The organism is Sphingomonas phyllosphaerae 5.2 (genome assembly GCF_000419605.1).
GTDB lineage: Bacteria > Pseudomonadota > Alphaproteobacteria > Sphingomonadales > Sphingomonadaceae > Sphingomonas > Sphingomonas phyllosphaerae_B.
This window is the reverse complement of sequence record NZ_ATTI01000001.1, coordinates 1790534-1813640: the sequence shown is the minus strand read 5'-3', so window position 1 is coordinate 1813640 and position 23107 is coordinate 1790534. Positions and strand designations below refer to the sequence as shown.

General features: G+C 66.7%; 22 protein-coding genes and 1 riboswitch. Of the genes, 9 read left to right on the top strand and 13 right to left on the bottom strand.

Going from position 1 to position 23107, the window contains the following annotated elements; all coding sequences use genetic code 11:
- Position 1 precedes the first annotated feature (1 nt).
- The 7 genes from SPHPHY_RS0108530 to SPHPHY_RS0108500 are packed head-to-tail and all read right to left on the bottom strand — an operon-like array spanning position 2 to position 4485.
- Positions 2–412: a hypothetical protein gene (locus SPHPHY_RS0108530; protein WP_022686263.1), complete on the bottom strand. Its 411-nt coding sequence runs from the start codon at positions 410–412 to the stop codon at positions 2–4.
- Between the two features lie 45 nt (positions 413–457).
- Entirely contained in the window at positions 458–1180 is a 723-nt protein-coding gene (gene gloB / locus SPHPHY_RS0108525) for a hydroxyacylglutathione hydrolase (RefSeq protein ID WP_022686262.1), read from the bottom strand.
- A 1-nt stretch (position 1181) separates the two neighbouring features.
- Positions 1182–1616 (bottom strand): VOC family protein, encoded by a 435-nt coding sequence (locus SPHPHY_RS0108520; protein WP_028056661.1) that lies wholly within the window; start codon positions 1614–1616, stop codon positions 1182–1184.
- Between the two features lie 15 nt (positions 1617–1631).
- A complete protein-coding gene (locus SPHPHY_RS0108515; protein WP_022686260.1) occupies positions 1632–2357 on the bottom strand; it encodes an alpha/beta hydrolase in 726 nt (241 codons plus the stop codon).
- A 40-nt stretch (positions 2358–2397) separates the two neighbouring features.
- Positions 2398–2598, bottom strand: coding sequence for a helix-turn-helix transcriptional regulator (locus SPHPHY_RS0108510; protein ID WP_028056660.1), 201 nt, complete (start codon positions 2596–2598; stop codon positions 2398–2400).
- Positions 2595–3011, bottom strand: coding sequence for a hypothetical protein (locus tag SPHPHY_RS19750; RefSeq protein ID WP_043130844.1), 417 nt, complete (start codon positions 3009–3011; stop codon positions 2595–2597). Before SPHPHY_RS19750 ends, SPHPHY_RS0108510 begins: the two co-directional genes overlap by 4 nt.
- A 55-nt stretch (positions 3012–3066) precedes the next feature.
- Positions 3067–4485, bottom strand: coding sequence for a UDP-N-acetylmuramate--L-alanine ligase (locus SPHPHY_RS0108500; protein ID WP_022686258.1), 1419 nt, complete (start codon positions 4483–4485; stop codon positions 3067–3069).
- Between the two features lie 67 nt (positions 4486–4552).
- Between SPHPHY_RS0108500 and SPHPHY_RS0108495 the strand changes: the two genes are divergently transcribed.
- A complete protein-coding gene (locus SPHPHY_RS0108495; protein WP_028056659.1) occupies positions 4553–5368 on the top strand; it encodes an LD-carboxypeptidase in 816 nt (271 codons plus the stop codon).
- A 477-nt stretch (positions 5369–5845) separates the two neighbouring features.
- Positions 5846–6973, top strand: a complete 1128-nt coding sequence (locus SPHPHY_RS0108490) for an aspartyl/asparaginyl beta-hydroxylase domain-containing protein (protein WP_022686256.1) — start codon at positions 5846–5848, stop codon at positions 6971–6973.
- Positions 6974–7028: 55 nt separating this feature from the next.
- Here the strand turns inward: SPHPHY_RS0108490 and SPHPHY_RS0108485 are convergent, their stop codons facing one another.
- Positions 7029–7649: a retropepsin-like aspartic protease family protein gene (locus tag SPHPHY_RS0108485; RefSeq protein ID WP_028056658.1), complete on the bottom strand. Its 621-nt coding sequence runs from the start codon at positions 7647–7649 to the stop codon at positions 7029–7031.
- 284 nt (positions 7650–7933) lie between these two features.
- Here SPHPHY_RS0108485 and thrS point away from each other — a divergent pair, with 284 nt between their 5' ends.
- From thrS to SPHPHY_RS0108465, 4 genes are all read left to right on the top strand, one after another.
- On the top strand, positions 7934–9919 hold the full coding sequence (gene thrS, locus SPHPHY_RS0108480) for a threonine--tRNA ligase (protein ID WP_028056657.1): 1986 nt from the start codon (positions 7934–7936) through the stop codon (positions 9917–9919).
- A 98-nt stretch (positions 9920–10017) separates the two neighbouring features.
- Positions 10018–10329, top strand: coding sequence for a hypothetical protein (locus SPHPHY_RS0108475; protein WP_022686254.1), 312 nt, complete (start codon positions 10018–10020; stop codon positions 10327–10329).
- Between the two features lie 78 nt (positions 10330–10407).
- On the top strand, positions 10408–10941 hold the full coding sequence (gene infC, locus SPHPHY_RS0108470; protein ID WP_022686253.1) for a translation initiation factor IF-3: 534 nt from the start codon (positions 10408–10410) through the stop codon (positions 10939–10941).
- A gap of 202 nt (positions 10942–11143) precedes the next feature.
- Positions 11144–13957, top strand: coding sequence for a TonB-dependent receptor (locus SPHPHY_RS0108465; RefSeq protein ID WP_022686252.1), 2814 nt, complete (start codon positions 11144–11146; stop codon positions 13955–13957).
- Between the two features lie 289 nt (positions 13958–14246).
- Here the strand turns inward: SPHPHY_RS0108465 and proS are convergent, their stop codons facing one another.
- A complete protein-coding gene (proS, locus tag SPHPHY_RS0108460; RefSeq protein WP_022686251.1) occupies positions 14247–15776 on the bottom strand; it encodes a proline--tRNA ligase in 1530 nt (509 codons plus the stop codon).
- A gap of 89 nt (positions 15777–15865) precedes the next feature.
- On the opposite strand from proS, the gene SPHPHY_RS0108455 reads away from it, so the two are divergent.
- Complete coding sequence (locus SPHPHY_RS0108455; RefSeq protein WP_022686250.1) at positions 15866–16765, top strand: DMT family transporter; 900 nt, start codon at positions 15866–15868, stop codon at positions 16763–16765.
- 54 nt (positions 16766–16819) lie between these two features.
- Here the strand turns inward: SPHPHY_RS0108455 and gcvPB are convergent, their stop codons facing one another.
- The 4 genes from gcvPB to gcvT all read right to left on the bottom strand — a co-directional run bounded on the left by gcvPB (position 16820) and on the right by gcvT (position 21413).
- Positions 16820–18397 carry an aminomethyl-transferring glycine dehydrogenase subunit GcvPB gene (gene gcvPB / locus SPHPHY_RS0108450; RefSeq protein WP_022686249.1) on the bottom strand — a complete coding sequence of 526 codons (1578 nt, stop codon included), beginning with the start codon at positions 18395–18397 and terminating at the stop codon, positions 16820–16822.
- Positions 18394–19752, bottom strand: coding sequence for an aminomethyl-transferring glycine dehydrogenase subunit GcvPA (gcvPA, locus tag SPHPHY_RS0108445; protein WP_022686248.1), 1359 nt, complete (start codon positions 19750–19752; stop codon positions 18394–18396). The genes gcvPB and gcvPA overlap by 4 nt, the downstream gene beginning before the upstream one ends.
- Before the next feature lie 123 nt (positions 19753–19875).
- Entirely contained in the window at positions 19876–20247 is a 372-nt protein-coding gene (gene gcvH, locus SPHPHY_RS0108440) for a glycine cleavage system protein GcvH (RefSeq protein WP_022686247.1), read from the bottom strand.
- 2 nt (positions 20248–20249) lie between these two features.
- Positions 20250–21413 (bottom strand): glycine cleavage system aminomethyltransferase GcvT, encoded by a 1164-nt coding sequence (gcvT, locus tag SPHPHY_RS0108435; protein WP_022686246.1) that lies wholly within the window; start codon positions 21411–21413, stop codon positions 20250–20252.
- A 165-nt stretch (positions 21414–21578) separates the two neighbouring features.
- Positions 21579–21681: riboswitch (glycine riboswitch) on the bottom strand.
- 144 nt (positions 21682–21825) lie between these two features.
- Between gcvT and SPHPHY_RS0108430 the strand changes: the two genes are divergently transcribed.
- Together SPHPHY_RS0108430 and SPHPHY_RS0108425 are read left to right on the top strand one after the other, a co-directional pair.
- Positions 21826–22752 carry an FkbM family methyltransferase gene (locus SPHPHY_RS0108430; RefSeq protein ID WP_022686245.1) on the top strand — a complete coding sequence of 309 codons (927 nt, stop codon included), beginning with the start codon at positions 21826–21828 and terminating at the stop codon, positions 22750–22752.
- A gap of 57 nt (positions 22753–22809) precedes the next feature.
- Positions 22810–23073 (top strand): hypothetical protein, encoded by a 264-nt coding sequence (locus tag SPHPHY_RS0108425; RefSeq protein WP_022686244.1) that lies wholly within the window; start codon positions 22810–22812, stop codon positions 23071–23073.
- Positions 23074–23107: the final 34 nt, after the last annotated feature.

The window sequence follows — 23107 nt, the reverse complement described above, 5'->3', positions numbered from 1 at the left end:
CCTATTGGGAACGGTAGGGCACGAACTCGCCCATCGCGCAGCTGCCGCTGGGGATGCGCGCCGGCAGGTTCACGGTCTGCGCGATGTCGCCGCGGCACAATTGCGTCTGGAACTGGCGGGTGACGATCGTGTCGCCGCGCGTCACCGCTTCGCACCCGCCACCGGTGTCTGTCACGTAGACCAGCTTGTTGCTCACGCGGTAAAGCAGCTTGCCCTTGTACGCAGTCAGTTGCGGGCGGGCCCAGCGCGTATCGATGCAATTCTGGGGCGGGCCGGGCGTCTTGCCGGCGAGCAGCTTTTCATAAGCGATCTGATTGCGGTCGGGCTTGGCCGGCTTCTGCGCCGGTGCGGCTACCACGGCCGCCGCGCCGAGCGCCGCTGCAGCGGCGAAGGTCAACAGATATCGCATCACGGAACGCTCCTTCTCTCCGACATAGTAACGAATGAAATCAATCCGTCAGTAATTATCTTTCTGCACGCGCAGCGCCGCGAAGGTTGCGACGTCGGTGGCGCGGAAGAACGGGTTGGTGGCACGCTCCAGGCCGATCGACGTCGGAACGGTCGGCTCGCCAGCGCCGCGCAGCCGGTCGACCTCCGCCATCCGCGCCGCCAGTGCGGCATTGCCGGGGTCGACCGACATGGCGAAGCGGCCGTTAGACTGCGTATATTCATGGCCGCAGCAGACCCGCGTCGCATCGTCGAGCGCGGCGTATCGCTGCATGTTGGCGAACATCTCTGCCGCTGTCCCTTCGAACAGCCGCCCGCAACCAAGCGCAAACAACGTGTCGCCCGTGAAGACGATCTGATCGTCGGCGAAGTGGAACGCGATGTGCCCGGCGGTGTGGCCCGGGACATGCCAGACCGCCGCCCGCGCCGCGCCGAGGTTGGTGACATCGCCCTCCCCAACGCCGTCGTCCAGTGCGGGGATCTTCGCGCGCTCCGCCTCCGGGCCGATCACGCGCGCGCCGGTGGCGGCCTTGATCGCCGCGGCGCCGTCGATGTGGTCGCCATGCCAGTGCGTCAGCCACACCGCATCGATCGTCCAGCCACGCGCCGCCGCCGCATCCAGTAGCGGCTGCGCCTCGCCGGGGTCCAGCGCAGCGGTCCGTCCGCTCACGTCGTCGTGAAGCAGCCACGCGTAATTGTCGCGCAGCACCGGGACGCGAACGACCTCGAGCATCCTACCAGCTCCCGGTATTCGGCATCGACGCCCATGGCTCGGCCGGCGCGAGCGTGCCATCCTGCAACAACTCGATCGAGATGCCGTCGGGCGTCTTCACGAACGCCATATGGCCGTCACGCGGCGGGCGATGGACGACATAGCCGTGGTCGAGCATCCGCTGGCACGTCTCGTAGATATTCTCGACGCGGTAGGCGAGATGGCCGAAGTTGCGGCCACCCGCATATTCCTCCGCGTCCCAATTGTAGGTCAGCTCGACTTCCGCCTCGGCGCGCTCGCCGGGGGCGTTCATGTCGTCGGGGGTTGCGAGGAAGATCAGCGTGAAGCGCCCCTTCTCGTTCTCCATCCGTCGCACTTCCTTCAGGCCCAGCACCTCGAAGAAGGCGATCGTCTTCTCGGGGTCGCTTACCCGGATCATCGTATGCAGGTACTTCAACATCTCACTCCCGTATCAGGGCACCACGTCTTCGACGGCACGGATCAGCAGCGCGATATCGTCCTCGCGGGAGAGCCGGTGGTCGCCGTCCTTGACCAACCACGTCTGAACGTGCGGGGAGCGGATCAGTTCGGCCAGCCGGCACGTCCGATGCCACGGCACGTCCGGATCGAGCTGTCCCTGCAGCAGCCGCACCGGCCCGTCGAAGGCGATCGTCCCGCCCATCAGCCGGTTCGCCTCGCCCGATTGCCAGAAGCGACGGGTATAGACGGTCGGCTCCGGGCCATAAGGATTGGGGCGCTCGAGGCGACCGTGCTGGAGCAGATACATCTTCTCGTCCTGCGAGAAGCCCCAGTCGGTGAAATCCGGCGCCGGCGCCACGCCGACCAGCGCCGCAACCCGCTCCGGCCGGGCAAGCGCCGCAAGCAGCGCGATCCAGCCCCCCATCGAGGAGCCGACCAGCACGACCGGCCCCTCGACATGGTCGATCATCGCCAGCGCATCGTCGCGCCAGTCGGCCAGCGCCTGCTCCTCGAATTTGCCCTCCGACGCGCCGCAGCCGGCATAGTCGAAGCGCAGGAAGGCGCGGCCCTGCGCCTTTGCCCAGGCCTCCAGCGCGACGACCTTGCTGCCGGTCATGTCGGAGGCATAGCCGGGCAGGAAGATAATCGTCGGCCCGCGCCCGGGCGTGTCGTGATAGGCGAGGCGTGGACGCGGCGGCTGCGATGTGACGATGCTCATGCCGCGAACATAGGGGGCCGCAGCCAGACAGGAAAGCGCGTCAGGCCGCGGACGGGCTGACGAACACTTCCTCGATGCGTAGCTCGAAGGTCTCGGCGATACGGAAGGCGAGCGGGAGCGAGGGATCGTAGCGGCCGGTCTCGATCGCGATCACGCTTTGGCGGCTGACATCCAGGCGCGTTGCGAGTTCCTGCTGGCTCCATCCGCGCTCGGCACGCAACGCGCGCAGGTGATTGGTCATCGTGCCGCGCGGCAGGAACGCCACGCCGCGATGGCAGCGACCCAAGCGATGATGCCGAAAGTCGAGAACCAGATCGTCGCCGCGTAATAACCGGCGACATGCGGCGCCAGACCGAAGCCTTCCAGAAATCCCCACGCCGTGGTGAGCGACAGCGTGATCGCGGTCGCGACCAGCAAGTGGCGGACGAACTGCATCCGGATGTATTCGTCGCGCAGTTCGACGATCAGCCGACCGATGACGACGAATATGCCGGCGATCGGGAACGCCGGCAGAACCGCCGCGACATAGGCGAGCAGTCCATGCGGCGGCGCCCGGCGAAACCAGAGGTTCACCGCGATGAGGATCACGACGTAGAGCGCCATCGTTGCCGCCAGTCGATAGCTGTAGCGTCTGATCTCAGGCTGGATATGCACCACGACTCTCCCTCAAGAACGTAAAGGGAGCTTTACGGGTCAAGCAAGCTTTACGTCAAGCGAGCTTTACATCGAGCATGCGCACCATCTCCGCCGCGAGCAGCGAGAGCGTGTCGTCGCGCGCGCCCATCACCACGATGCGATCGCCCGGCGCCGCTTGTGCCACGCAATGCGCAGCGGCGGCGGTGCGGTCCGGGATGTGGGTCGCGTCACGTCCGGCGAGCTGCACGTCGCGGACGATGTCGGCGCTGGTCACCTCGCGGGTGACGGTGCCGCCCTGATAGACGGGATCGGGCAGGACCAGCAGGTCGTCCGCGCCGAGGTGGCTGGCGAACATCGCCGCCAGTTCGGCGCGCATCACCTTGAGCGGACCATAGCCATGCGGCTGGAACAGCGCGATCACGCGGCCGGGAAAGGCGTGGAGCGTGTCGAGCGTCGCGGCGATCTTGTCGGGGTTGTGCCCGAAGTCGTCGATCACCGCCACGTCGTTCGCCGCGCCGACCAGGTCGAAGCGGCGACGCAGCCCGGTAAAGCGCTCGACTCCGCTGATCGCCTGCGCAAGCGGGAGACCGGCGGCGAGCGTAGCGCCGATCGCGGCGAGCGCGTTGGCGACGTTGTGGCGCCCCGGCACCTGGAGCGCGACCGCGCTGCGCCCACCGTCATGAACCAGCGTAAAGCGGATCGCGAACGGCGCGGGCGTCAGGTCGGTCGCGAACAGCTCCGCGCTGTCGTCGCGCATCGAGAAGCGCGTCACGCGGCCGGGCGGCAGCGCCATCGCGAGCCGCGCGGCGTCCATATTATCGGCGTTGACGACTGCGCGCCGCGCATGGCCGATGAAGTCGCCGAACAGCCGGTTGAGTTCGTCGAGCGATTTGTGGTCGAGGCTGACGTTGTTGAGCACCGCGATTTGCGGGCGGTACAGCGCGATCGAGCCGTCGCTCTCGTCCACCTCGCTGACGTACGGCGCACCCTGCCCGACCAATGCGCTGGCGAACGGGCGGTCGACGCTGGCGAAATCCTTCATCACCGCACCGTTCATCACCGTCGGGTCGCGCCCGGCGGCATGCAGGATCGTCGCGATCATGCCGGTGACGGTCGACTTGCCGCTGGTGCCCGCGATGCCGATCGGCTGCACGGCGGCGTTGAACAGCGTCGCGTTGAGCTCGGCGCGCGACATCCTTCGGCAACCCAGCGCCGTCGCCGCGACCATGTCGGCGACCTGCTCCTCGACCGCGGCGGAAGCGACGACGATCTGGTCGGGCGAGGTCACCCCGCTGCCGTCCTGTGCGAACAGCTCGACGCCGAGCGCGCGCAGGCCGTCGAACTTCGCAGGGACGCGGCCCTGGTCGAGCCCGCGGTCGCTGCCGGACACGGACGCGCCGCGTCCACGGAGGATCATCGCCAGCGGCATCATTCCCGATCCGCCGATACCGACCAGAAAGAAGCGCTGGCCCGACACGTTGCCGTCATGCATGGCGACGCGCTATCGGCGCTTTGCCGGGCAGTGGCAAGCGGGAGGCGTTGCAGTGGGAAGCGGTGTGATGCGGATCGGCGTGCTGGCGGCGAGCAGCGTCGCCAACCCGGACGTGATCGCGCCGGTGTCCGCCTTCGCAGCAGTCGCCTATCCCGAGATCGATCTGGTCTTCCACCCGCAATGCTATGCCCAGGACGGGCATTTCGCCGGGTCGGATGCGGTACGCGCGGCGGCGTTCCTCGAATATGCCAACGATCCGGCGTTCGACGCGATCTGGTTCCTGCGCGGCGGATATGGATCGAACCGGCTGCTGGCGACGATCATGCCGCAACTGGGCGCAGCGGCGCGGACGAAAACCTATCTGGGCTATTCGGACGTCGGGTTCCTGCTGGGCGCGCTGTACGCACGGCGGATCGGACGGCCGGTGCACGGCCCGATGGCGAGCGACATCCGCCGCCAGCGTGGCGACGCGACGGTGGCGCGCGCGCTGGGATGGCTGGCGCGCGGCGATCGTGGCGCGCTGGAGCCGGGGCTCGACGGGCGACCGGCGGCGGCGTTCAACCTGTCGATCCTCGCCGCGCTGGTCGGGACCCCGTACCTCCCCGACCTCGCCGACCATGTCCTGATCGTCGAGGAAGTGTCGGAGGCGATGTACGCGATCGACCGGATGCTGTTCACGCTAGGCAACGCGACGCAGCTACGCAGCATCGCCGGCGTGCGGCTGGGTGCAGTGACGGCGGTGAAGGACAACGAGCCCGACTGGGGCGAGCCGCTGGACGCGATGATGACCCGCTGGTGCGGCGATCTGGGCGTACCCTACCTCGGGCGCGCCGAGATCGGACATACGCAGGCGAATCGCGTGGTGCCGTTCGGGGTGGCGTGATCTTCGGGAACAGGCCGACACGTGGGCGGGATCGACATCCATCGCTTCGCGGGTGCCGGACTAATCGCGAGTGAAGATTATTCAGCTGTTCGGGCGAAACCCACTCCCACAATCGATCAGCTTCGCTCCTTCTACCCGCCATCGCGAGCATGGCGGAGCAATCCGGCCGTCTGCGGAACATTACGGATTGCCTCCCCACGCCCCCAACGAGGGCGCTTAAAGGCACGGCGGCTAAATTCCGAACGGCCGTAGATCGGTACAGCGACACGCCTCATTCGGTAACCCGGCCCTCCCAACCCCATCACCTCTCCTCGAACCGGAGGCCCGTTCCTTCCACCTGCGGTAAAATAGTCGGCCAAGAGGTAAATTTCGCGGCAGCAGCCGGCGCCTACGGTCGTTGCATGCCGACGCGGCCAGGGCTGGCCGCGCAAGACGACGGGCGGTTGCAGTTGCATCGCCAACACCTACTATGCGCGCATGGCGGACAGGCAGGAACAGGAAGCACGCGCGCAAGCGGGCTGGGCGGCGTGGCAGCGCGGCGACGCGGTCGCGGCCCGCGCGGCGTTCGAGGAAGTGGCACAGGCTGGCGCCGCCGCACCGTCGCTATGGCTGTTGCTGGCACATGCGCGCATCGCGACAGGCGCGGACGAGGGCAGCGTACGTGCGGCGCTGGACCAGGTGCTGGCTGCCGATCCGCGCAACGTCGCGGCGCTGGTGTTGCGCGGCGACCATGCCGAGGATGATCGCGCCGCCTGCTCGTTCTACGCGCTGGCGCTGTCCGGCGCGTCCGAGGCGGCGCGAGGCCAGCCGCCGCTTGCCGCAGCGCAGGCGAAACTGCAGGCGGCGGCCGGTCGCTTCACCTCGCACCTGCGCGCATGCGTCGCCGATGCCGCTGCCGGGGAGCGTTTCGATGAAGCGGTCGCACTGGTCACCGGCGAGAAGCAATTGTTCCTGCAACAACCGACCAGCTTCTTCTTCCCCGGCCTTCCGCATCGGCAATTTTTCGATCCGGTGGAATTCGAGTGGGCACCAGCGCTAGCGGCCGCTGCACCGGCGATCCGTGCCGAGCTGGACGCGCTCATCGCCGGAGGCACAGGATCGGCGCCGTACGTGCAAGCAGCCGCCGACCGTGCCAATCGCGGCCATGCGCTGTTGAACGACGCGCGGTGGAGCGCCTTTCACCTGATCGAGAATGGCACGCCGCACGCGCTGAACGCGCCGCGCTGCCCGGAAACGCTGGCAGCGCTATCCGCGGCTCCGTTGCCGCACATTCCCGGCCGATCGCCGATGGCGCTGTTCTCGGTCCTGCGACCGCATACGCACATCCCTGCGCATAACGGCATGCTGAACACCCGGCTGATCGTCCATCTGCCGCTGATCGTACCCGACGGTTGCCGGTTGCGCGTCGGCAACGAGGTGCGCTCGGTTCGTGCCGGCGAATTGATGATCTTCGATGATTCGATCGAACACGAAGCATGGAACGACAGCGACGAACCGCGCGTGGTGTTGTTGTTCGAAGTTTGGCGCCCGGAACTCACGGCCGCCGAGCGCGCGGGGCTGGTGACGCTGTTCGGCTCGATCGGACTGTACGCCGGCGGGCAGTAACGTTGCCGGCTGCCTCGCTTGCGTCCGCCGCGGCACGATAGCGCCGGAGACTAGGCTAGGCCTTGGCGTCCTGCGGATGATGCGGCGTCAGGATGAGCGTACGGCCTTCGACGCGCCAGCTCTTCAGGCGCGAGAGAAAGTTCATGCCCAGCACGTCGACGTCGCCGAACGCGGGTGAGACCACGACGGCAAGGTCGCGTGCGACCACGTTGCCGAAGCGGAGTTCCGCGACTTCGCCGGTGTCGGCGCGGATCGTGCCGTTCGCGGTCTTGAGCAGGACCGGGAACACCGCAGGCTTCATCTCCACTCCGGCCGCCGACGCGGTCGTCGGGGACAGCGCGGTAATCGTCGCCCCGCTGTCGACCAGCAGTCGGCGCTCTACCCCGCCGATCATTGCGCGGACATAGAAATGGCCGTCACGGCTCATGCGGACGCGCGTTTCCTCCCCCGCGACCTTCTGGTCGTCCATATCCAGCGCGGTAGCGGCACGGCCCAGCCATGGGTCGAAACGGCCACGCTCGGCGATTGCGGTATACAGCAGCAGCCCGGCGCCAACCCACAAGGCGATGCTGACGACCGTCCGCAACACCGGGATCCGCCGCGCTGCCATCGCCGCCAGGAACAGCGCCCCGAGCAGGATGTAGAATTGCGGGTTGGACACGACGTCGGCGGGCATGAAGTCGATATAGGAAGCGCAGGCCTGGGGGAGAATGGCTGGCGCCGCGGCGCGGCGCACGTTATATCGCTGGCACCATGGCGACGCTCATTACCACCACCAGCCGGCTGCGTCCGGGGGCCGTCGTCAGCGCCGTCGTCTGACGCGCGCCGCCGCCCGCCCGGAGCGGGTGGGAAGGCCAGCGGCGACTTTCGACCCGATATGCCCCACGCCACTCTTTTCGTCCGACGCCGTCGCCGCTAGGCCGCGGGATCGACTTTGCGCAGGAAGACCCTTCGATGGAAATGCTCTCGATCACGCTGCCCGACGGTTCGGTCCGCGAGGTCGCGTCCGGCACCACCCCCGCCGACATCGCCGCGGCGATCGGCCCGGGGCTGGCCAAGGCGGCGATCGCGGCGCGCGTCGATGGCGAGCTGCGCGACCTGTCGCGGCCGCTGACGAACGACGCGCGGCTGGCGCTGGTGACGCAGAAGGACGAGGCGGACGCGCTGGAACTGGCGCGGCACGACTTCGCGCACGTCATGGCGGAGGCGGTGCAGCATCTGTTCCCCGGCACGCAGATCACGTTCGGCCCGGCCACCGACGATGGCTTCTACTACGACTTCGCGCCGAAGGACCGGCCGTTCACGGATGAGGACCTGCCCGCGATCGAGGCCGAGATGCGGCGCATCATCGCACGGAACGAGCCGTTCACGCGCGAGGTCTGGTCGCGCGATCAACTGATCGCGACGTGGCAGAAGCAGGGCGAGACGTTCAAGGCCGAATGGGCTGCCGAGCTGCCCGGCGGCGAGGAGCTGACCATCTATCGTCAGGGCCAATGGCTCGACATGTGCCGCGGCCCGCATATGCCCTCGACCGGACGCCTGGATCCTCAGGCGTTCAAGCTGACGCGCGTGTCGGGTGCCTATTGGCGCGGCGACCAGAAGAACGCGATGCTCAGCCGCGTCTACGGCACCGGCTGGCTCAGCAAGAAGCAACTCGACGCGCACCTCACGATGCTGGAGGAAGCCGCCAAGCGCGATCACCGCAAGATCGGCGCGGAGATGGACCTGTTCCACCTCCAGTCGGAGGCGCAGGGCTCCGTGTTCTGGCACCCCAAGGGCTATATCCTCTGGCGGCAGATGGAAGCGTACATGCGTCGCCGCCTCGACGCCGCCGATTATGCCGAGGTGAAGACCCCGCAGCTGATGGACGCGCGGCAATGGGAACAGTCCGGCCATTGGGGCAAGTATCGCGAGAACATGTTCGTGGTGCCCGACGAGATCCCGAATACCGAGGACGAGGGCGCGGTCATCTCCGCCGATGCCGACATGATGGCGTTGAAGCCGATGAACTGCCCGGCGCACGTCCTGATCTTCAAACAGGGGATCAAGAGCTACCGCGACCTGCCGATCCGCATGGCCGAGTTCGGCTGCTGCCACCGCAACGAGCCGCACGGCGCGCTGCATGGCATCATGCGTGTGCGGCAGTTCACGCAGGACGACGCCCATATCTTCGTGCGCGAGGACCAGCTGGTCGAGGAGGTCCGCAAGTTCTGCGAGCTGTTGCATTCCGTCTACGAGGATCTCGGCTTTACCGATTACGCGGTGAAGCTGGCGCTGCGCCCCGACGCGCGCTTCGGATCGGACGAGATGTGGGACAAGTCCGAGCAGGAATTGCGTGACGCGGTGCAGGCGTCCAACCTGCCGGAGGAGATCAAGGCCAAGTTCGAAGAATTGCCCGGCGAAGGGGCCTTCTACGCGCCGAAGCTGGAATTCCACCTGACCGACGCGATCGGGCGGACGTGGCAGGTCGGGACGATCCAGTCCGACCGCGTGCTGCCCGACCGGCTCGATGCGAGCTATGTCGGCGAGGACGGCAACCGCCACCGCCCGGTGATGCTGCACCGCGCGATCCTCGGGACGTTCGAACGCTTTATCGGCATCCTGATCGAGCATCACGCCGGGCGTTTCCCGCTGTGGCTTAGCCCGGTGCAGGCGGTGGTGGCGACGATCGTGTCGGACGCCGACGATTACGCGCACCACGTCGCCGACACGCTGCGCAAGGCCGGCATCCGCGTCGAGACCGACCTGCGCAACGAGAAGATCAACTACAAGGTGCGCGAACATTCGGTGGCGAAGGTCCCGAACCTGCTGGTGGTCGGCAAGCGTGAGGCCGAGGAGGGCAAGGTCGCCCTTCGCCGGCTCGGGAGCCAGGCGCAGACGTTCCTGACGCTGGACGAGGTAGTGGCGATGCTGCGCGACGAGGCGCGTGCGCCGGACCTGCGCTGATCGCGACGTGCCGCCCTCTCCCCGGCGGGGAGAGGGATGGCGGCTCGACGTCGCCGACCCGCGATCGTAGAAGCACGGCAGATCATGGGAGCGGAACGATGCGACACTTCCTCGCGGCGACGGCGCTGCTGACGGCCCTTCCCGCCGCCGCGCAGACCGGGATCAACGGCGGCATCGGCACCGATCTGCGCGACAATCGCACGCGCATCGACCGCGAGCGCGCCGCCGACCGGCTTTCGCGTCGCGATGCACGGCGGGCGCAGGCGGAGGATGCGAAGACCGGCGAACTCGCCGAACGCTACGCCGGCGATGGCCGGCTGAGCGAAGACGAGCGTGCCGAGATCGACAACCGCACTGCCGCGCAGCGCAGCATCCTCGACGCACCGGCACGATCGGGACCGAAGCGCTAGCGCGGCATCTTCCAAAACGTCCCCCGATGCCCTATGTGAAAGACGACCGATAAAGGAGCCTTACCCATACGTCCTCCCATGATGCGCCGACCCAATCAGGCGCCGCCGATGAACGGCCCCCGCTTCAACGAGTGGATCCAGAGCCAGAAGGTCCGCGTGATCGATCACGAGGGCGAGAACCTTGGCGTGATGTACACGCGTGAGGCGATGGAGCAGGCGCGCGAACTCGGGCTGGACCTCGTCGAAGTGTCCCCCAACGCCGATCCGCCCGTCGCCAAGTTCCTCGACGTCGGCAAATTCAAGTACGAGGCGCAAAAGAAGGCGAACCTCGCCCGGAAGTCGCAGAAGACGCAGGAGATCAAGGAGATCAAGATGCGTCCGAACATCGACGACCACGATTACGACACCAAGATGAAGAAGGTCGCCGAGTTCATCGAGGAGGGCGACAAGGTGAAGGTCACGATGCGCTTCCGCGGACGCGAGCTCAGCCACGGCCAGCTTGGCATGGCGGTGCTCCAGCGAGTCGCGGAGCAGGTGCAGGACATCGCCAAGGTGGAGGCCTATCCGCGCATGGAAGGCCGCCAGATGTTGATGGTGCTCGCGCCCAAGTAAGCGCCGACCCGTCCCGCAAACGGCCCCATGCCGTAACGTCCGCCGCGCCTCACCCGCGCGGCGGCGTTGTATTCGGCCAACACAATCTTCGAAAAATGCGGCACGCCTTGCGAAAGCCTATGGACGGCAAGGCTATTCGCGTTACCCTCTCCCAATACCGAACCTTCAAAGAGTTCGGATACATTGGGAGAGAGATAGCGCCATGCGTCTGACCGCCACCCTTCTGTCCACCGTCGCTGCGGTGCTCGCTATGCCTGCGCTGGCGCAGGACCAGACCAGTCCCGTCACCACCAACGCCGCGGTCGCCGGGCAAGGTGACACCGCCAACGCACAGTCCGGCGATACCGGGATGATGAACGCCGGCGACATCGTCGTCACCGCCACCCGCCGTGCGGAACGCCTCGCCGACGTGCCGATCTCGATCACCGCCGTCAGTCAGGCGTCGCTTCAGAATTCCGGCGCCACCGACATCCGCCAGCTGACCCAGCTTGCACCCTCCCTCAACGTGTCGTCGACGGGCTCGGAGGCGAACGCCTCGGCGCGCGTCCGCGGCATCGGCACGGTCGGCGACAATCCCGGCCTCGAAAGCTCGGTGACGGTGTTCATCGACGGCGTCTACCGCAGCCGCACCGGCTCCGGGCTGAACGACCTCGGCGAAATCGACCGGGTCGAGGTGCTGCGTGGCCCGCAGGGCACGCTGTCGGGGCGCAATTCCTCGGCAGGTGCGCTCAACATCTACACAAAGGCGCCGTCGTTCGATTTCGGCGGCTATGCGGAAGGATCGTACGGCAATTACGATTTCTACCGCGTCGCGGGCGCGGTGACCGGCCCGCTGGTAAAGGATCTGCTGGCGTTCCGCATCGACGGCGTCGCGTCGAAGCGCGACGGCTTCTACCAGGACGTCGTCAACGACACCGACTATAACGACCGCAACCGCTGGTTCGTGCGCGGGCAGTTGCTGCTGGAGCCATCGCCCGACTTCTCGCTGCGGCTGATCGGCGATTACACCTGGCGCAACGAGAAATGCTGCGGCGCGGTTTATGTCGACACGCGCGAGAAGACCGATCCGACACCGGGGGCCCCGGGCGATTACGCGATCAACCCGGCCGGCAATCGCATCGTCAGCGTCATGAACCAGATCGGCGCGCTACGCGGCTATCCGGCTGGCAGCGTCTTTCCCTCGGGCGGCGATCCGTTCAGCCGCCGCATCGCCTTCACGCCCGGCCGCGCCTATTCCAACGTGACGAAGGACTACGGCGGCTCCGGGCAAATCGACTGGAACTTCGGCAGTGCGGCGCTCACCTCGATCACCGCCTATCGCGAGTACAAGTCGGACGGCGCCAACGATATCGACGCCAACGTGCTCGACATCGGCTACCGTCCGAACGACGGCAACAACTATCGGCAGTTCCACACCTTCACGCAGGAACTGCGTCTGAACGGCGAGGCGTTCGGGGATCGGCTGAACTGGCTGGTGGGCGGATTCTTCAGCAACGAGAATCTGCAGGTCGTCGATAATCTCAAGTTCGGTCGTGATTACGGGGCGTTCGCGGCATGTCGGATCGTCGCCACGATCAACCCCAATGCCGCCTTGCGCAATCCCGCCAACCCCGGCTGCCTGAGTGCGGCCGGGTCCGCGATCCTGCAAGGTCAGGTGCCGGGAACGACAGCGGCGTTCGGGGCCGCGACTCCGATCGTGCTCGGCAGCATCCGGCTGCTGTCGACGCTCAACGACCTCGGCACCACCCGCGACGTCTACAACCAGCACAGCAAGAGCTTCGCGGTCTTCACGCACAACATCCTGCGGCTCACCGACACGCTGTCGTTGACCGCCGGTCTGCGCTGGACGCGCGAGCAAAAGGATTTCGACGCGACGTTCGGCAACAACAACACCGTCTGTCCGCAGGTGCAGGCGTTGCTGGGTGCCGGGCCGGGCGGCAACCTGTTCAACAATGCGCAACTTGCCGCGCTGACGCGCGGGATCGCGACGCTGGCCTGCACCGGCAACTCGTCGGCTGCGCTCAACGGCCGGACGATCAGCGACAAGCTGCGTGAGAACCAGCTGACCGGCACTGCCGTGCTGAGCTGGAAACCCAGCGACCGCATCATGACCTACGCCAGCTACTCGCGCGGCTACAAGGCGGGCGGGTATAATCTCGACCGTTCCGACCTCGGCGACGCGTACACGTCCGCCACGATCGCGAACATCGATGCCGGGCGGCTGCGTTTCGATCCGGAGACCGTCAACGCCTACGAGGTCGGCGTCAAATATTCCGGCCGCAAGTTCACCTTCAACCTCGCCGGCTTCCGTTCGGAGTTCAAGAATTTCCAGCTCAACACCTTCAACGGCACCAACTACGTCGTCGAGAATATCGGCTCGTGCTCGTCCGGGCTGAACGGCGGCGACCGCGACAATTCGCTGGCGACCGGCGCCTGCAGCGGCGACGTGAAATACGGCGTGGTCAGCCAGGGCGTCGAGGCGGAAGCGGGCATCTACCCGGTCGAGCACCTCGCCTTCAATCTCGGCTACACGTTCGCCGATACGAAGTACCGCCGCAACCTCGTCGGATCGGACGCGGGCGCGGCGCTCGATCCGGCACTGTTCCTGCTGTCGGGATCGCAGATGTCGAACGCCCCGCGCAACGTCATCACAACCTCGGTCAGCTGGTCGCCGCCGATCGGCAGTTCGGGGATGTCGGCGCTGTTCTACATCGATCAGCGCACCACCTCGGACTACAACACCGGCTCGGACCTGTTCATCGAGAAGGAGCAGGACGGCTTCACGCTGATCAACGCGCGTATCGGCCTGCGTGGCAACCAGGATCGCTGGGCGGTGGAGGTGTGGGCGCAGAACCTGCTCAACACCGACTACGAGCAGGTCGCCTTCAATGCGCCGTTCCAGGGCGCAGGCAGCCAGCAGCAGGTGCAGGCGTTCGGCGGCGTCGGCAACCAGCTGTTCGCGGCGTTTCTCGCCGAGCCGCGGACCTATGGCCTGACCTTGCGGACGCGCTTCTGATCGATGCCCGCCGCCCCGGCCATGGTGCCGGGGCCGGCGAGCGATCCCGGGAGTCTGGCTGGCTCAAAGTCCGACCACGTCGTGCCGCTGCCGATTGAAGTTCGTGTCGCCGTGCCCGGTCCTGAGCTCCGCGCTCCCAGCGCGACCTTCCTGCAGCGACCCCGGAGTCCAGGCCACAACGAATGCCCGGCTGGGCACCCCGCTCCCGGATCGTCGTTGCGGGCGCAGCGAAGCAATCCAGGGCTCCGCCCGCTACCCTGCCCTGTGTCGCTGCGAGGTGACGAAGCCCTTAGTAGGCGCGCCCGACCAGCACGCGCTCCACCGCTGCATCGCCGGTAAAGACGCACGTGCCGTGCGCGGCCGCCTGCCCCATCGGTGCGTTGCGCAGCGTCAGCTTCAGCGCCTTCAGCCGCTCCACCACTGCGTCCAGCCGCGCGCCGGTCGGGCGCGACCATTGCACTTCCAGCCAGCCGGGATTCTTGGCGCCGTCGGCGAAATGCATCTCGACTGCCGCCCAGTCACCGACAGGCGTGATGTTCGCATCGAGCCGGGCCTTCGCCTGATCGAACAGCGCCTGCTGGATCTCTGCCAGCAACGCCGGAGCGCCCGCGGCGAACCCGTCGCGCGCCGCACTCGCGCTGTCGAGCTTGCCATCTTCGCGATAGAGGCGGTCGCGGCGGATTACCGAGACGTTGCCGGCCGCCATGTCGCGCCCGCCGACCTCGATCACGAGCGGCGCGCCCTTCTTCACCCAGCCCCAGCGCTTGGTGGTCGACTTGACCGGCTTCAGGTCGAGGAGCGCGCGCACCGGCTCGCCGAACGCGCTCTGTGCCGCCAGCGCCGCCTGCAACTCGCGGCAATAAGCGACCAGCGCTTCGTCCTCCGGCGCGTCGCGGAGCATCGGCACGATCACCACCTGCCACGGCGCGACCCGCGGCGGCACGCGCAGCCCGTCGTCGTCGCCGTGCACCATGATGAGCGCGCCGATCATCCGCGTCGACACGCCCCAGCTGGTCGTGTTCGCATGTTCCAGCTGCCCCTCGGCATTCTGGAAGCGGATGTTCTGCGCCTGCGCGAAATTGGTGCCGAGGAAGTGCGACGTGCCCGCCTGCAGCGCCTTTCCGTCCTGCATCATCGCTTCGATCGACCAGGTGCCGACCGCGCCGGGGAAGCGTTCGTTTTCGGGTTTTTCGCCGGCGATAACCGGCACCGCCACGCAATTTTCCGCGAAGTCGCGGTACACGTCGAGCATTTTCAGCGTTTCTTCGCGTGCTTCCTGCGCCGTGGCGTGCGCGGTGTGGCCCTCCTGCCAAAGGAATTCGGCGGTACGCAGGAACATCCGCGTCCGCATCTCCCACCGCACGACGTTCGCCCATTGGTTGATCAGCACCGGCAGATCGCGCCACGATTGCACCCAACGCGCAAATGCATGACCGATCACGGTTTCACTGGTCGGTCGCACCACCAACGGCTCTTCCAGCTTTGCGGCGGGATCGGGTACCAGCCCGCCCTTCCCGTCCGAGATCAGCCGGTGGTGCGTGACGACCGCCATCTCTTTGGCGAAGCCCTCCACATGGCTCGCTTCCTGCTCGAAATAGGAGAGCGGAATGAAGACCGGGAAATAGCAATTCTCGTGCCCGGTCGCCTTGATACGGTCATCGAGAAGTCGCTGGAAACGTTCCCAGATGCCATAGCCCCACGGACGGATGACCATGCAGCCGCGTACGCCGGATTCCTCGGCCATGTCGGCCTCGGCGATGACGGATTGATACCAGGCGGCGAAATCGGCCTCGCGGGTGACGGGGAGAGCATGCTTCATGGCCGCGGCGATAGCGGCAAAAAGGGCCGCTCGCCAAGCCGCAACACGCGGGGTTCCCACGTCCGGGTGCGGCGGTTAGGGACGACGGCATGTCGGGTGATCGCGTTCTCAAGGGTATCGCCCTGCGTCTGGTGGCGATTTTCTTCCTGTCGACGATGTCGGCATTGGTAAAGCTGGCGGAGTCGCGCGGTGCATCGCTGCCGGAGACGATGTTCTGGCGACAGGCGTGCGCGCTGCCGGTGGTCCTGGCATTCGTGGCCGGAACGCGCGGGCTGGGATCGCTGCGGACGACGCGGATCAAGGGGCATCTGGCGCGCTCGCTGGTCGGTGTGGTCGGCATGGTATTCACGTTCGGCGCGGTACTGCTGCTGCCGCTCGCCGAGGCGACGACGTTCCAGTTCACGGTGCCGATCTTCGCCACGGTTCTGGGTGCGCTGGTGCTGGGAGAGCGTACCGGGCTGCAACGCTGGGGCGCGGTGCTGGTCGGGTTCGTTGGGGTGCTGATCGTCGCCCGGCCGGGTGACGGCGAGCATGTGCCGCTGCTCGGCGCGATCGTCGGGTTGCTGGCGGCGCTGTTCGTTGCGCTGGTGGCGATCCTGCTGCGGCAGTTGCGCGACGAACCATCGGGAACGACGGTGTTCTGGTTCTCGGTACTGACGCTGCCGCTGATCGCGGTGCCCTATGCGTTTCACCTCAAGTCGCACGACTGGACGACATGGGTGAATCTGGCGGCGATCGGCGTCGTCGGCGGGTGCGGACAACTCGCGCTGACCGGCGCGGCGAAGCTGGCGCCGGTATCGAGCGTGGTGCCGATGGATTATTCCGGCCTGCTATGGGCGACCGTGTACGGCTGGCTGCTGTTCGGCGTGCTGCCAAGCACGATGACCTGGGTGGGCGCGCCGGTCATCATCGCAAGCGGCCTGTTCATCGTATGGCGCGAGCAGCGGCTGGGCAAGCAGCAGACCGTCACGGCTGCCCCGGAGGATTGAGGCCAGTCGCGGCGAGCGCAGGAAAACCTGCGCCCGCCCTGACAGTTTCTTGGGTTACTCTGCCGCCTCGGCGTGCGGCACCGGCGGCTTCCAGGTCAGCACCGGTTTGCGCGCTGCCAGCGTCTCGTCAAGGCGCGCACGCGGCGCAAAGTGCGGGGCCGTCTTGAGCGACGGGTCACCGGCCTTCGCACGCTCCGCCACCGACCGCAGCGCACCGATGAACTGGTCGAGCGCGGCGCGGCTTTCGGTCTCGGTCGGTTCGACCAGCATCGCGCCGTGCACCACCAGCGGAAAGTACATGGTCATCGGGTGGAAGCCCTCGTCGATCAGCGCCTTGGCCGCATCGATCGTCGAGAATCCCGCCGCGAAGCCCTTATCCGAGAAGATCGCCTCGTGCATGCACGGCCCCGCGCCCGCGAACGGCGCGTCGAGCACGTCTTCGAGCGAGCGCAGCACGTAATTGGCGTTGAGCACCGCATCCTCGGCGACTTGGCGCAGCCCGTCGGCCCCGTGGCTGAGGATATAGGTCAAGGCGCGGGTGAACATGCCCATCTGCCCGTGGAACGCGGTCATGCGACCGAAGGTGTCGGGGTGGTCGTCGCCTGCGGTTTCTTCCTCGATCAGCTGGATGTGGCCGTCCGCCATCCGAGCAGTGAACGGCAGCGGGCCGAACGGCGCAAGCGCCTCCGACAGCACCACCGGTCCCGAGCCCGGCCCGCCGCCGCCGTGCGGGGTCGAGAAGGTCTTGTGCAGGTTGATGTGCATCGCATCGACGCCGAGATCGCCCGGCCGAACGCGTCCGACGATCGCATTGAAGTTCGCGCCGTCGCAATAAACGTAACCGCCAACCGCGTGGACCGCGTCGGAAATGCGCTTCAGGTCGCGCTCGAAAAGCCCGCACGTGTTCGGATTGGTGATCATCACCGCCGCGACGTCGGGTCCCAGCCGCGCTTCCAGCGCCGCCGTATCGATGCGGCCGTCGGCCGCGGCGGGGATGTCCTCGACTGTAAAGCCTGCGAAGGCCGCGGTCGCCGGGTTGGTGCCGTGCGCGCTCTCCGGCACCAGCACGACCTTGCGATGGCCCTCTCCACGCTTCTCCAGCGCCGCCTTGATGGCGAGCATGCCACATAATTCGCCGTGTGCGCCGGCCTTCGGCGACATCGCGACGCCGTACATGCCGGTCAGCTTGATAAGCCACGTCGCCAGTTCGTTGATCACCGCCAAGGCGCCCTGCACGGTATCGACCGGCTGGAGCGGGTGGACGTCGGCGAACCCGGGCATCCGCGCGACCTTCTCGTTCAGGCGCGGGTTGTGCTTCATTGTGCACGAGCCGAGCGGGAAGAGCCCGAGATCGATCGCGTAATTCTGGCGGCTTAACCGCGTGTAATGGCGCACCGTCTCCTGCTCCGACAGCCCGGGCAGCCCGATCGGCGCCGTGCGGGTCAGATCGCCGAGCCGCGAACCCGCGACGTCGCCGTCGGCAAAATCGACGCCGGTCGTCTCGGTTGAGCCTATCTCGAAGATCAGCGCCTCTTCCAGCATCAACGCCTTGTTGCCGGTGAAGGTCGGCGCGGCGTTGCCGCCGCCGGCCGGCGACGTGGGCTTCCAACCGCTTGCGTTGATGCTGCTCATGCCAGTGCCTCCTGAAGCGCCGTGGCGAGCGCCTCGATATCCGCGTCGGTGGTGGTTTCAGTGACTGCGACGATCAGTCCGTTGGCGAGCGCGTCCTCGCCCGGATACAGTCGCCCGAGCGATACGCCCGCCAGCACACCGTGGTCTGCCAGCGCGCGAACGATCGGACGTGCCTCCTGCCCGATATCGAGCGTAAATTCGTTGAAGAACGTGTCGTTGACGACCCGGACCCCCGGCAGCTTGCCCAGCCGGTCGGCCGCGCGACACGCACCGGCGTGGTTGAGCGCCGCCAGCCGTCGCAGTCCGGCCTCGCCCAGCAACGTCATGTGGATCGAGAAGGCCAGCGCGCAAAGCCCTGAATTCGTGCAGATGTTGCTGGTCGCCTTCTCGCGCCGGATATGCTGCTCACGCGTGGACAGCGTCAGCACGAAACCGCGCCGTCCGTCAGCGTCGACGGTCTGCCCGCATAGGCGGCCCGGCATCTGGCGGACGTACTTCTCCTTGCAACCGAACAATCCGACGTACGGGCCGCCGAATTGCAGCCCGACGCCGAGCGACTGCCCCTCGCCTACGACGATGTCCGCGTTCATCTCGCCCGGCGAACGAAGCGCACCCATCGCGACCGGCTCGGTCACCACCGCGATCAGCAGCACCTTCTTCGCGTGGCAGGCATCCGCCAACGGAGTGAGGTCGGCGATGCGGCCGAGAATGTCGGGATACTGGACGACGACGCACGACGTTTCGTCATCGATCTTCGCGATCAGCGCGCCGAGGTCGGTCTCGGCGGACAGCGTCGGCACCGCGACATCGAGTGCGTCGCCGGTATATTTCGCCATCGTCTTGGCGACCGAAACGTAATGCGGGTGCAGCCCGCCGGACAGGATCGCCTTGCCACGGCGCGTGATCCGCCGTGCCATGCCGATGGCTTCCCAGCAGGCGGTCGACCCATCGTACATGCTGGCGTTCGCGACATCTGTGCCGAGCAGCGCAGCCACTTGCGTCTGGAACTCGAACAGCATCTGGAGTGTGCCCTGCGCGATCTCCGGTTGGTACGGCGTATAGGCGGTCAGGAACTCGCCACGCTGGATCAGGTGATCGACGCTCGCCGGAACGTGGTGCCGATATGCGCCGGCGCCGAGGAAGAACGGCACCTCGCCCGCCACCGTGTTCTTGCGCGCGAGTGCCGCCATGTGGCGCTCGACCGCCAGCTCGCTGGCGTGCATCGGCAGGTCGTGGATCGGGCCATCGAGCCGTGCGGCGTCGGGAACGTCGGCGAAAAGATCGTCGATGGACGCAGCGCCGATCACGGACAGCATGTCGTGACGGTCGGTGGGGGTCAGGGGCAGGTAACGCATGCCGGTCTTTCGAAAGACCGTCACTCCGGCGGAAACCGGAGCCTCAGGCCGTCGGAGCGACGATCGCGCGGTCGCCCCTGCGGCACGAGATGCCAGCATTTGCTGGCATGACGGCAAAGGGTGTTAAAGCTTGGCGACGAAGGCGGCGTAGCCGGCTTCGTCCATCAGCGTGTCGAGCTCGGACGTATCCGCCAGCGTGATCTTGAAGAACCAGCCCTCGCCTTCCGGATCGCTGTTCACCAGCGCCGGCTCGTCGGTCAGCGCCGGATTGCCTTCCAGCACGTTGCCCGACGCGGGCGAATAGACGTCCGACGCGGCCTTCACGCTCTCTACGACGGCCGCCTCGTCACCCTTGCCGAGTGCACGCCCGGCATCAGGCACTTCGACGAAAACGATATCGCCCAGCTGGCTCTGCGCATATTCGCTGATGCCGACCGTGCCGATGTCGCCATCGACGTCGATCCACTCATGATCCTCGGTGAAATAACGGCTCATCTTTACTTCACTCCTCGGAAGTACCGGTGGGGAACGAATGGCATGGCGGTAACGGTGGCGCGATGCGCCTTGCCACGCTGGGAAAGGGTGACGACGGTGCCGGGCACTGAAGCGGCGAGCGGCACGTATGCCATCGCGATCGGCGCGCCGACCGTGGGTGCGAAGCCGCCGCTTGTGACGCGCCCGACCGCCGCACCGGATGCGTCAACGACATCGGCACCCTCGCGAACCGGTTGGCGTCCGTCGACCAGCAGCCCGACGCGCTTGGTGGCGGGGCCGTGCTCGCGCTCGGCGAGGATGCGTGCCGCGCCCGGGAAGTCGGCGGCCTCGCGGCGGCGCTTGAACAGCGCGAAGCCGAGGTCGGCCTGGACCGGAGTGGTGTCGGGATCGAGATCGTGACCGTAAAGCGGCAGGCCCGCCTCGAGGCGCAGCGAGTCGCGGGCGCCGAGGCCGATGGGCTTGATTTCAGGCTGCGCGACCAGCGCGTCGGCGAACGCCTCGGCGGCTTCGGCGGGTACGGATATCTCGACGCCGTCCTCGCCCGTGTAGCCGGAGCGGCTGATCCACAGCGCATGACCGTTCCACGCGAAGGCGCCGGCCTGCATGAAAGTCAATGACTTGACCCCAGGCACCAGCCGCTCGACGGCCTCGACCGCCTCGGGACCCTGGACCGCGAGCAATGCGTGATCTTCCATCAAGTTGAGCGTCACATCGTCGGGCAGATGCTCGACCATATGCGCCACATCGTCGTACTTGGTGGCACCGTTGACGACCATATAGACGCGATCGGGCGCCTGTGGTGTCAGCATCAGGTCGTCCAGAACACCGCCGGTGTCGCTCAGGAGCAGCGAATAGCGCGCCTTGTTCAGCGGCGCATCGTGGATCGCGGCGGGCATCAGCGCCTCCAGCGCGGTCGCGACGTTCTCGCCGGTGATCGACAGCTGACCCATGTGGCTGACGTCGAACAGCCCGGCGTGCTCGCGCGTCCACAGATGCTCGGCCATGATGCCTTCGTACTGGACGGGCATGTGATAGCCGGCGAACTCGACCATCCGGCCGCCCTTCGCGCGGTGCCACGCGTCGAGCGGCAGCGTCAGGATTTCGAGCGGCTCGAAACCGTCATCGTCGTGGCTGGCGTGGTCATGAGAGGCCGGGGCATCACTCATCGTCTAGGTCTTCCGTCGCAAGAGGCCGGTCGCACGGGCAAGATGCCCGGCCGCGATCCGCTGTCCCCCTCTGTCACGGAACCTGAGAGCTTTCCTCGGAATGCCCGAGTTACCCCTTCGGTGGGCGCGCGAGCCGAGGCCGCGAGCCGCTTTCCAGAGTGTCGATCGGCCGGCGCGGTCCCTGCTGCCTGAGAGATTCCGGGGTGGTTGCTCCTTCGGCGGCGGCTGATGGCCTGCAAGGCCGGCCGCGCTCTCCCGCGCCTGCCCATGCCCGTTGCCCGGCATCGACACCCGACCTCTACGCCAGCCGGAAGGCGAGTCAATCACGAAGTGGCCGGCTGCTCTGGCCCGCGAAGGCCAGATCGGACACTATAGCCTGGGTTAAACGAACTTTGGGGGGATCAAAGTGGAAATGTCGAACGCGTTAACCGGACTGGCGCTCGCTTCGCAGAAGGCCATGCACCGATTGCTGATAGCACCGCGACAGCGCCGACGCTGGGCCGCAGCCCGCGAGCCGTTCGATTACCGCAGCCCGGAAGGGCTGACATTCCGGCTTTATCCGCACGAATATGTCGATGCATTCATTTACGAACACGGGATCTACGAGCGACAGTATCTCGACTTCCTCCTGAAGGTTCTTCCGGCGCAAGGGATCGCACTCGATATCGGCGCAAACATCGGAAATCATGCGCTGTATCTTGCGTCGCACCTTTCCGCGATCCATGCCTTCGAACCAAACCCGGTCACATTCCAGCGATTGAAGCACAACGTGGAGCGCAACCGGTTGCAGGATCGCGTGATGCTGCACCACGTCGGATTGGGCGACGCCGAGGGAATGTTTCGCTTCGCATCGAACGTGTCGGGCAACCTGGGCGCCAGCGGGTTCCTGCGCGGCGACGACACCGCGGAAGGGACCGGAGATGACCGCAACGAAGTGATCGAGCTGCCGATTCGAAGAGCCGACGATTATGTGACGTCGCTCGATCTGCCGCGCGTCGATTTCGTCAAAGTGGATGTGGAAGGCTGGGAAGCCTCGGTCTTTCGTGGTCTGACCGAAACGATCGCGCGCCATCGCCCGATCATCGCCTTCGAATATCACGGGCATCAGCAACCGCGGAGCGACTTCCAGGCGATCTCCGCGGCGCTGCCGGGTTACATCATCACCGAACCGACCTTCGCGCCGGCGCGGGCCGGCTACGTTGCGAAGGCGATGTGGGCGATCCGCCGTGGGGGCTGGCCGGAATTGCGACGGGTGACCGAACCCGAACCGCGCACCTACGAAAGCCTGCTGGCGTTCCCGAGCGAGGAGCTGTTCACCCGGTTCGACCGGAAGGTCTGACCGGCGGAGCCGCCGCACGCGCCGCACGTTGGATCGGAACAGGAAAAGGAGATCGTCATGGACACCGCCACCTCGCCGCTCGTCGAACGGATCGCGCGGGTGCTCGCCGCACAGCATCTGAGCGCCAACGGGCACGGCAGCACCGAGTCGGCAAGCGCCGAGGTGGATGCGCAATGGAAGGATCACCGCGACGATGCGATCGCGGTGCTGCATACGATGCGCGCGCCCACGCCGGCGATGGCCGCGGCGGGCGACGTCGCGGTTTGGGAGCGCATGGTGCTGGCGGCGCTCGCCGAAGCGAAACCCGGAATCGTGATGTAGCGACCTGGGGCCGACCGGCGTTTCGCCGGACTCG

What these genes read in the sequence shown, in the direction of transcription:
- SPHPHY_RS0108510 (WP_028056660.1), bottom strand. Translation starts at nt 2,598, where the DNA reads ATGACCAATCACCTGCGCGCGTTGCGTGCCGAGCGCGGATGGAGCCAG.
- SPHPHY_RS0108515 (WP_022686260.1), bottom strand. Translation starts at nt 2,357, where the DNA reads ATGAGCATCGTCACATCGCAGCCGCCGCGTCCACGCCTCGCCTATCAC.
- SPHPHY_RS0108475 (WP_022686254.1), top strand. Translation starts at nt 10,018, where the DNA reads ATGCGACACTTCCTCGCGGCGACGGCGCTGCTGACGGCCCTTCCCGCC.
- SPHPHY_RS0108495 (WP_028056659.1), top strand. Translation starts at nt 4,553, where the DNA reads ATGCGGATCGGCGTGCTGGCGGCGAGCAGCGTCGCCAACCCGGACGTG.
- SPHPHY_RS0108490 (WP_022686256.1), top strand. Translation starts at nt 5,846, where the DNA reads ATGGCGGACAGGCAGGAACAGGAAGCACGCGCGCAAGCGGGCTGGGCG.
- thrS (WP_028056657.1), top strand. Translation starts at nt 7,934, where the DNA reads ATGCTCTCGATCACGCTGCCCGACGGTTCGGTCCGCGAGGTCGCGTCC.
- proS (WP_022686251.1), bottom strand. Translation starts at nt 15,776, where the DNA reads ATGAAGCATGCTCTCCCCGTCACCCGCGAGGCCGATTTCGCCGCCTGG.
- SPHPHY_RS0108485 (WP_028056658.1), bottom strand. Translation starts at nt 7,649, where the DNA reads ATGCCCGCCGACGTCGTGTCCAACCCGCAATTCTACATCCTGCTCGGG.
- SPHPHY_RS0108425 (WP_022686244.1), top strand. Translation starts at nt 22,810, where the DNA reads ATGGACACCGCCACCTCGCCGCTCGTCGAACGGATCGCGCGGGTGCTC.
- infC (WP_022686253.1), top strand. Translation starts at nt 10,408, where the DNA reads ATGATGCGCCGACCCAATCAGGCGCCGCCGATGAACGGCCCCCGCTTC.
- gcvPA (WP_022686248.1), bottom strand. Translation starts at nt 19,752, where the DNA reads ATGCGTTACCTGCCCCTGACCCCCACCGACCGTCACGACATGCTGTCC.
- SPHPHY_RS0108430 (WP_022686245.1), top strand. Translation starts at nt 21,826, where the DNA reads ATGTCGAACGCGTTAACCGGACTGGCGCTCGCTTCGCAGAAGGCCATG.
- gcvPB (WP_022686249.1), bottom strand. Translation starts at nt 18,397, where the DNA reads ATGAGCAGCATCAACGCAAGCGGTTGGAAGCCCACGTCGCCGGCCGGC.
- SPHPHY_RS0108500 (WP_022686258.1), bottom strand. Translation starts at nt 4,485, where the DNA reads ATGCATGACGGCAACGTGTCGGGCCAGCGCTTCTTTCTGGTCGGTATC.
- gloB (WP_022686262.1), bottom strand. Translation starts at nt 1,180, where the DNA reads ATGCTCGAGGTCGTTCGCGTCCCGGTGCTGCGCGACAATTACGCGTGG.
- gcvT (WP_022686246.1), bottom strand. Translation starts at nt 21,413, where the DNA reads ATGAGTGATGCCCCGGCCTCTCATGACCACGCCAGCCACGACGATGAC.
- SPHPHY_RS0108455 (WP_022686250.1), top strand. Translation starts at nt 15,866, where the DNA reads ATGTCGGGTGATCGCGTTCTCAAGGGTATCGCCCTGCGTCTGGTGGCG.
- SPHPHY_RS0108465 (WP_022686252.1), top strand. Translation starts at nt 11,144, where the DNA reads ATGCGTCTGACCGCCACCCTTCTGTCCACCGTCGCTGCGGTGCTCGCT.
- gcvH (WP_022686247.1), bottom strand. Translation starts at nt 20,247, where the DNA reads ATGAGCCGTTATTTCACCGAGGATCATGAGTGGATCGACGTCGATGGC.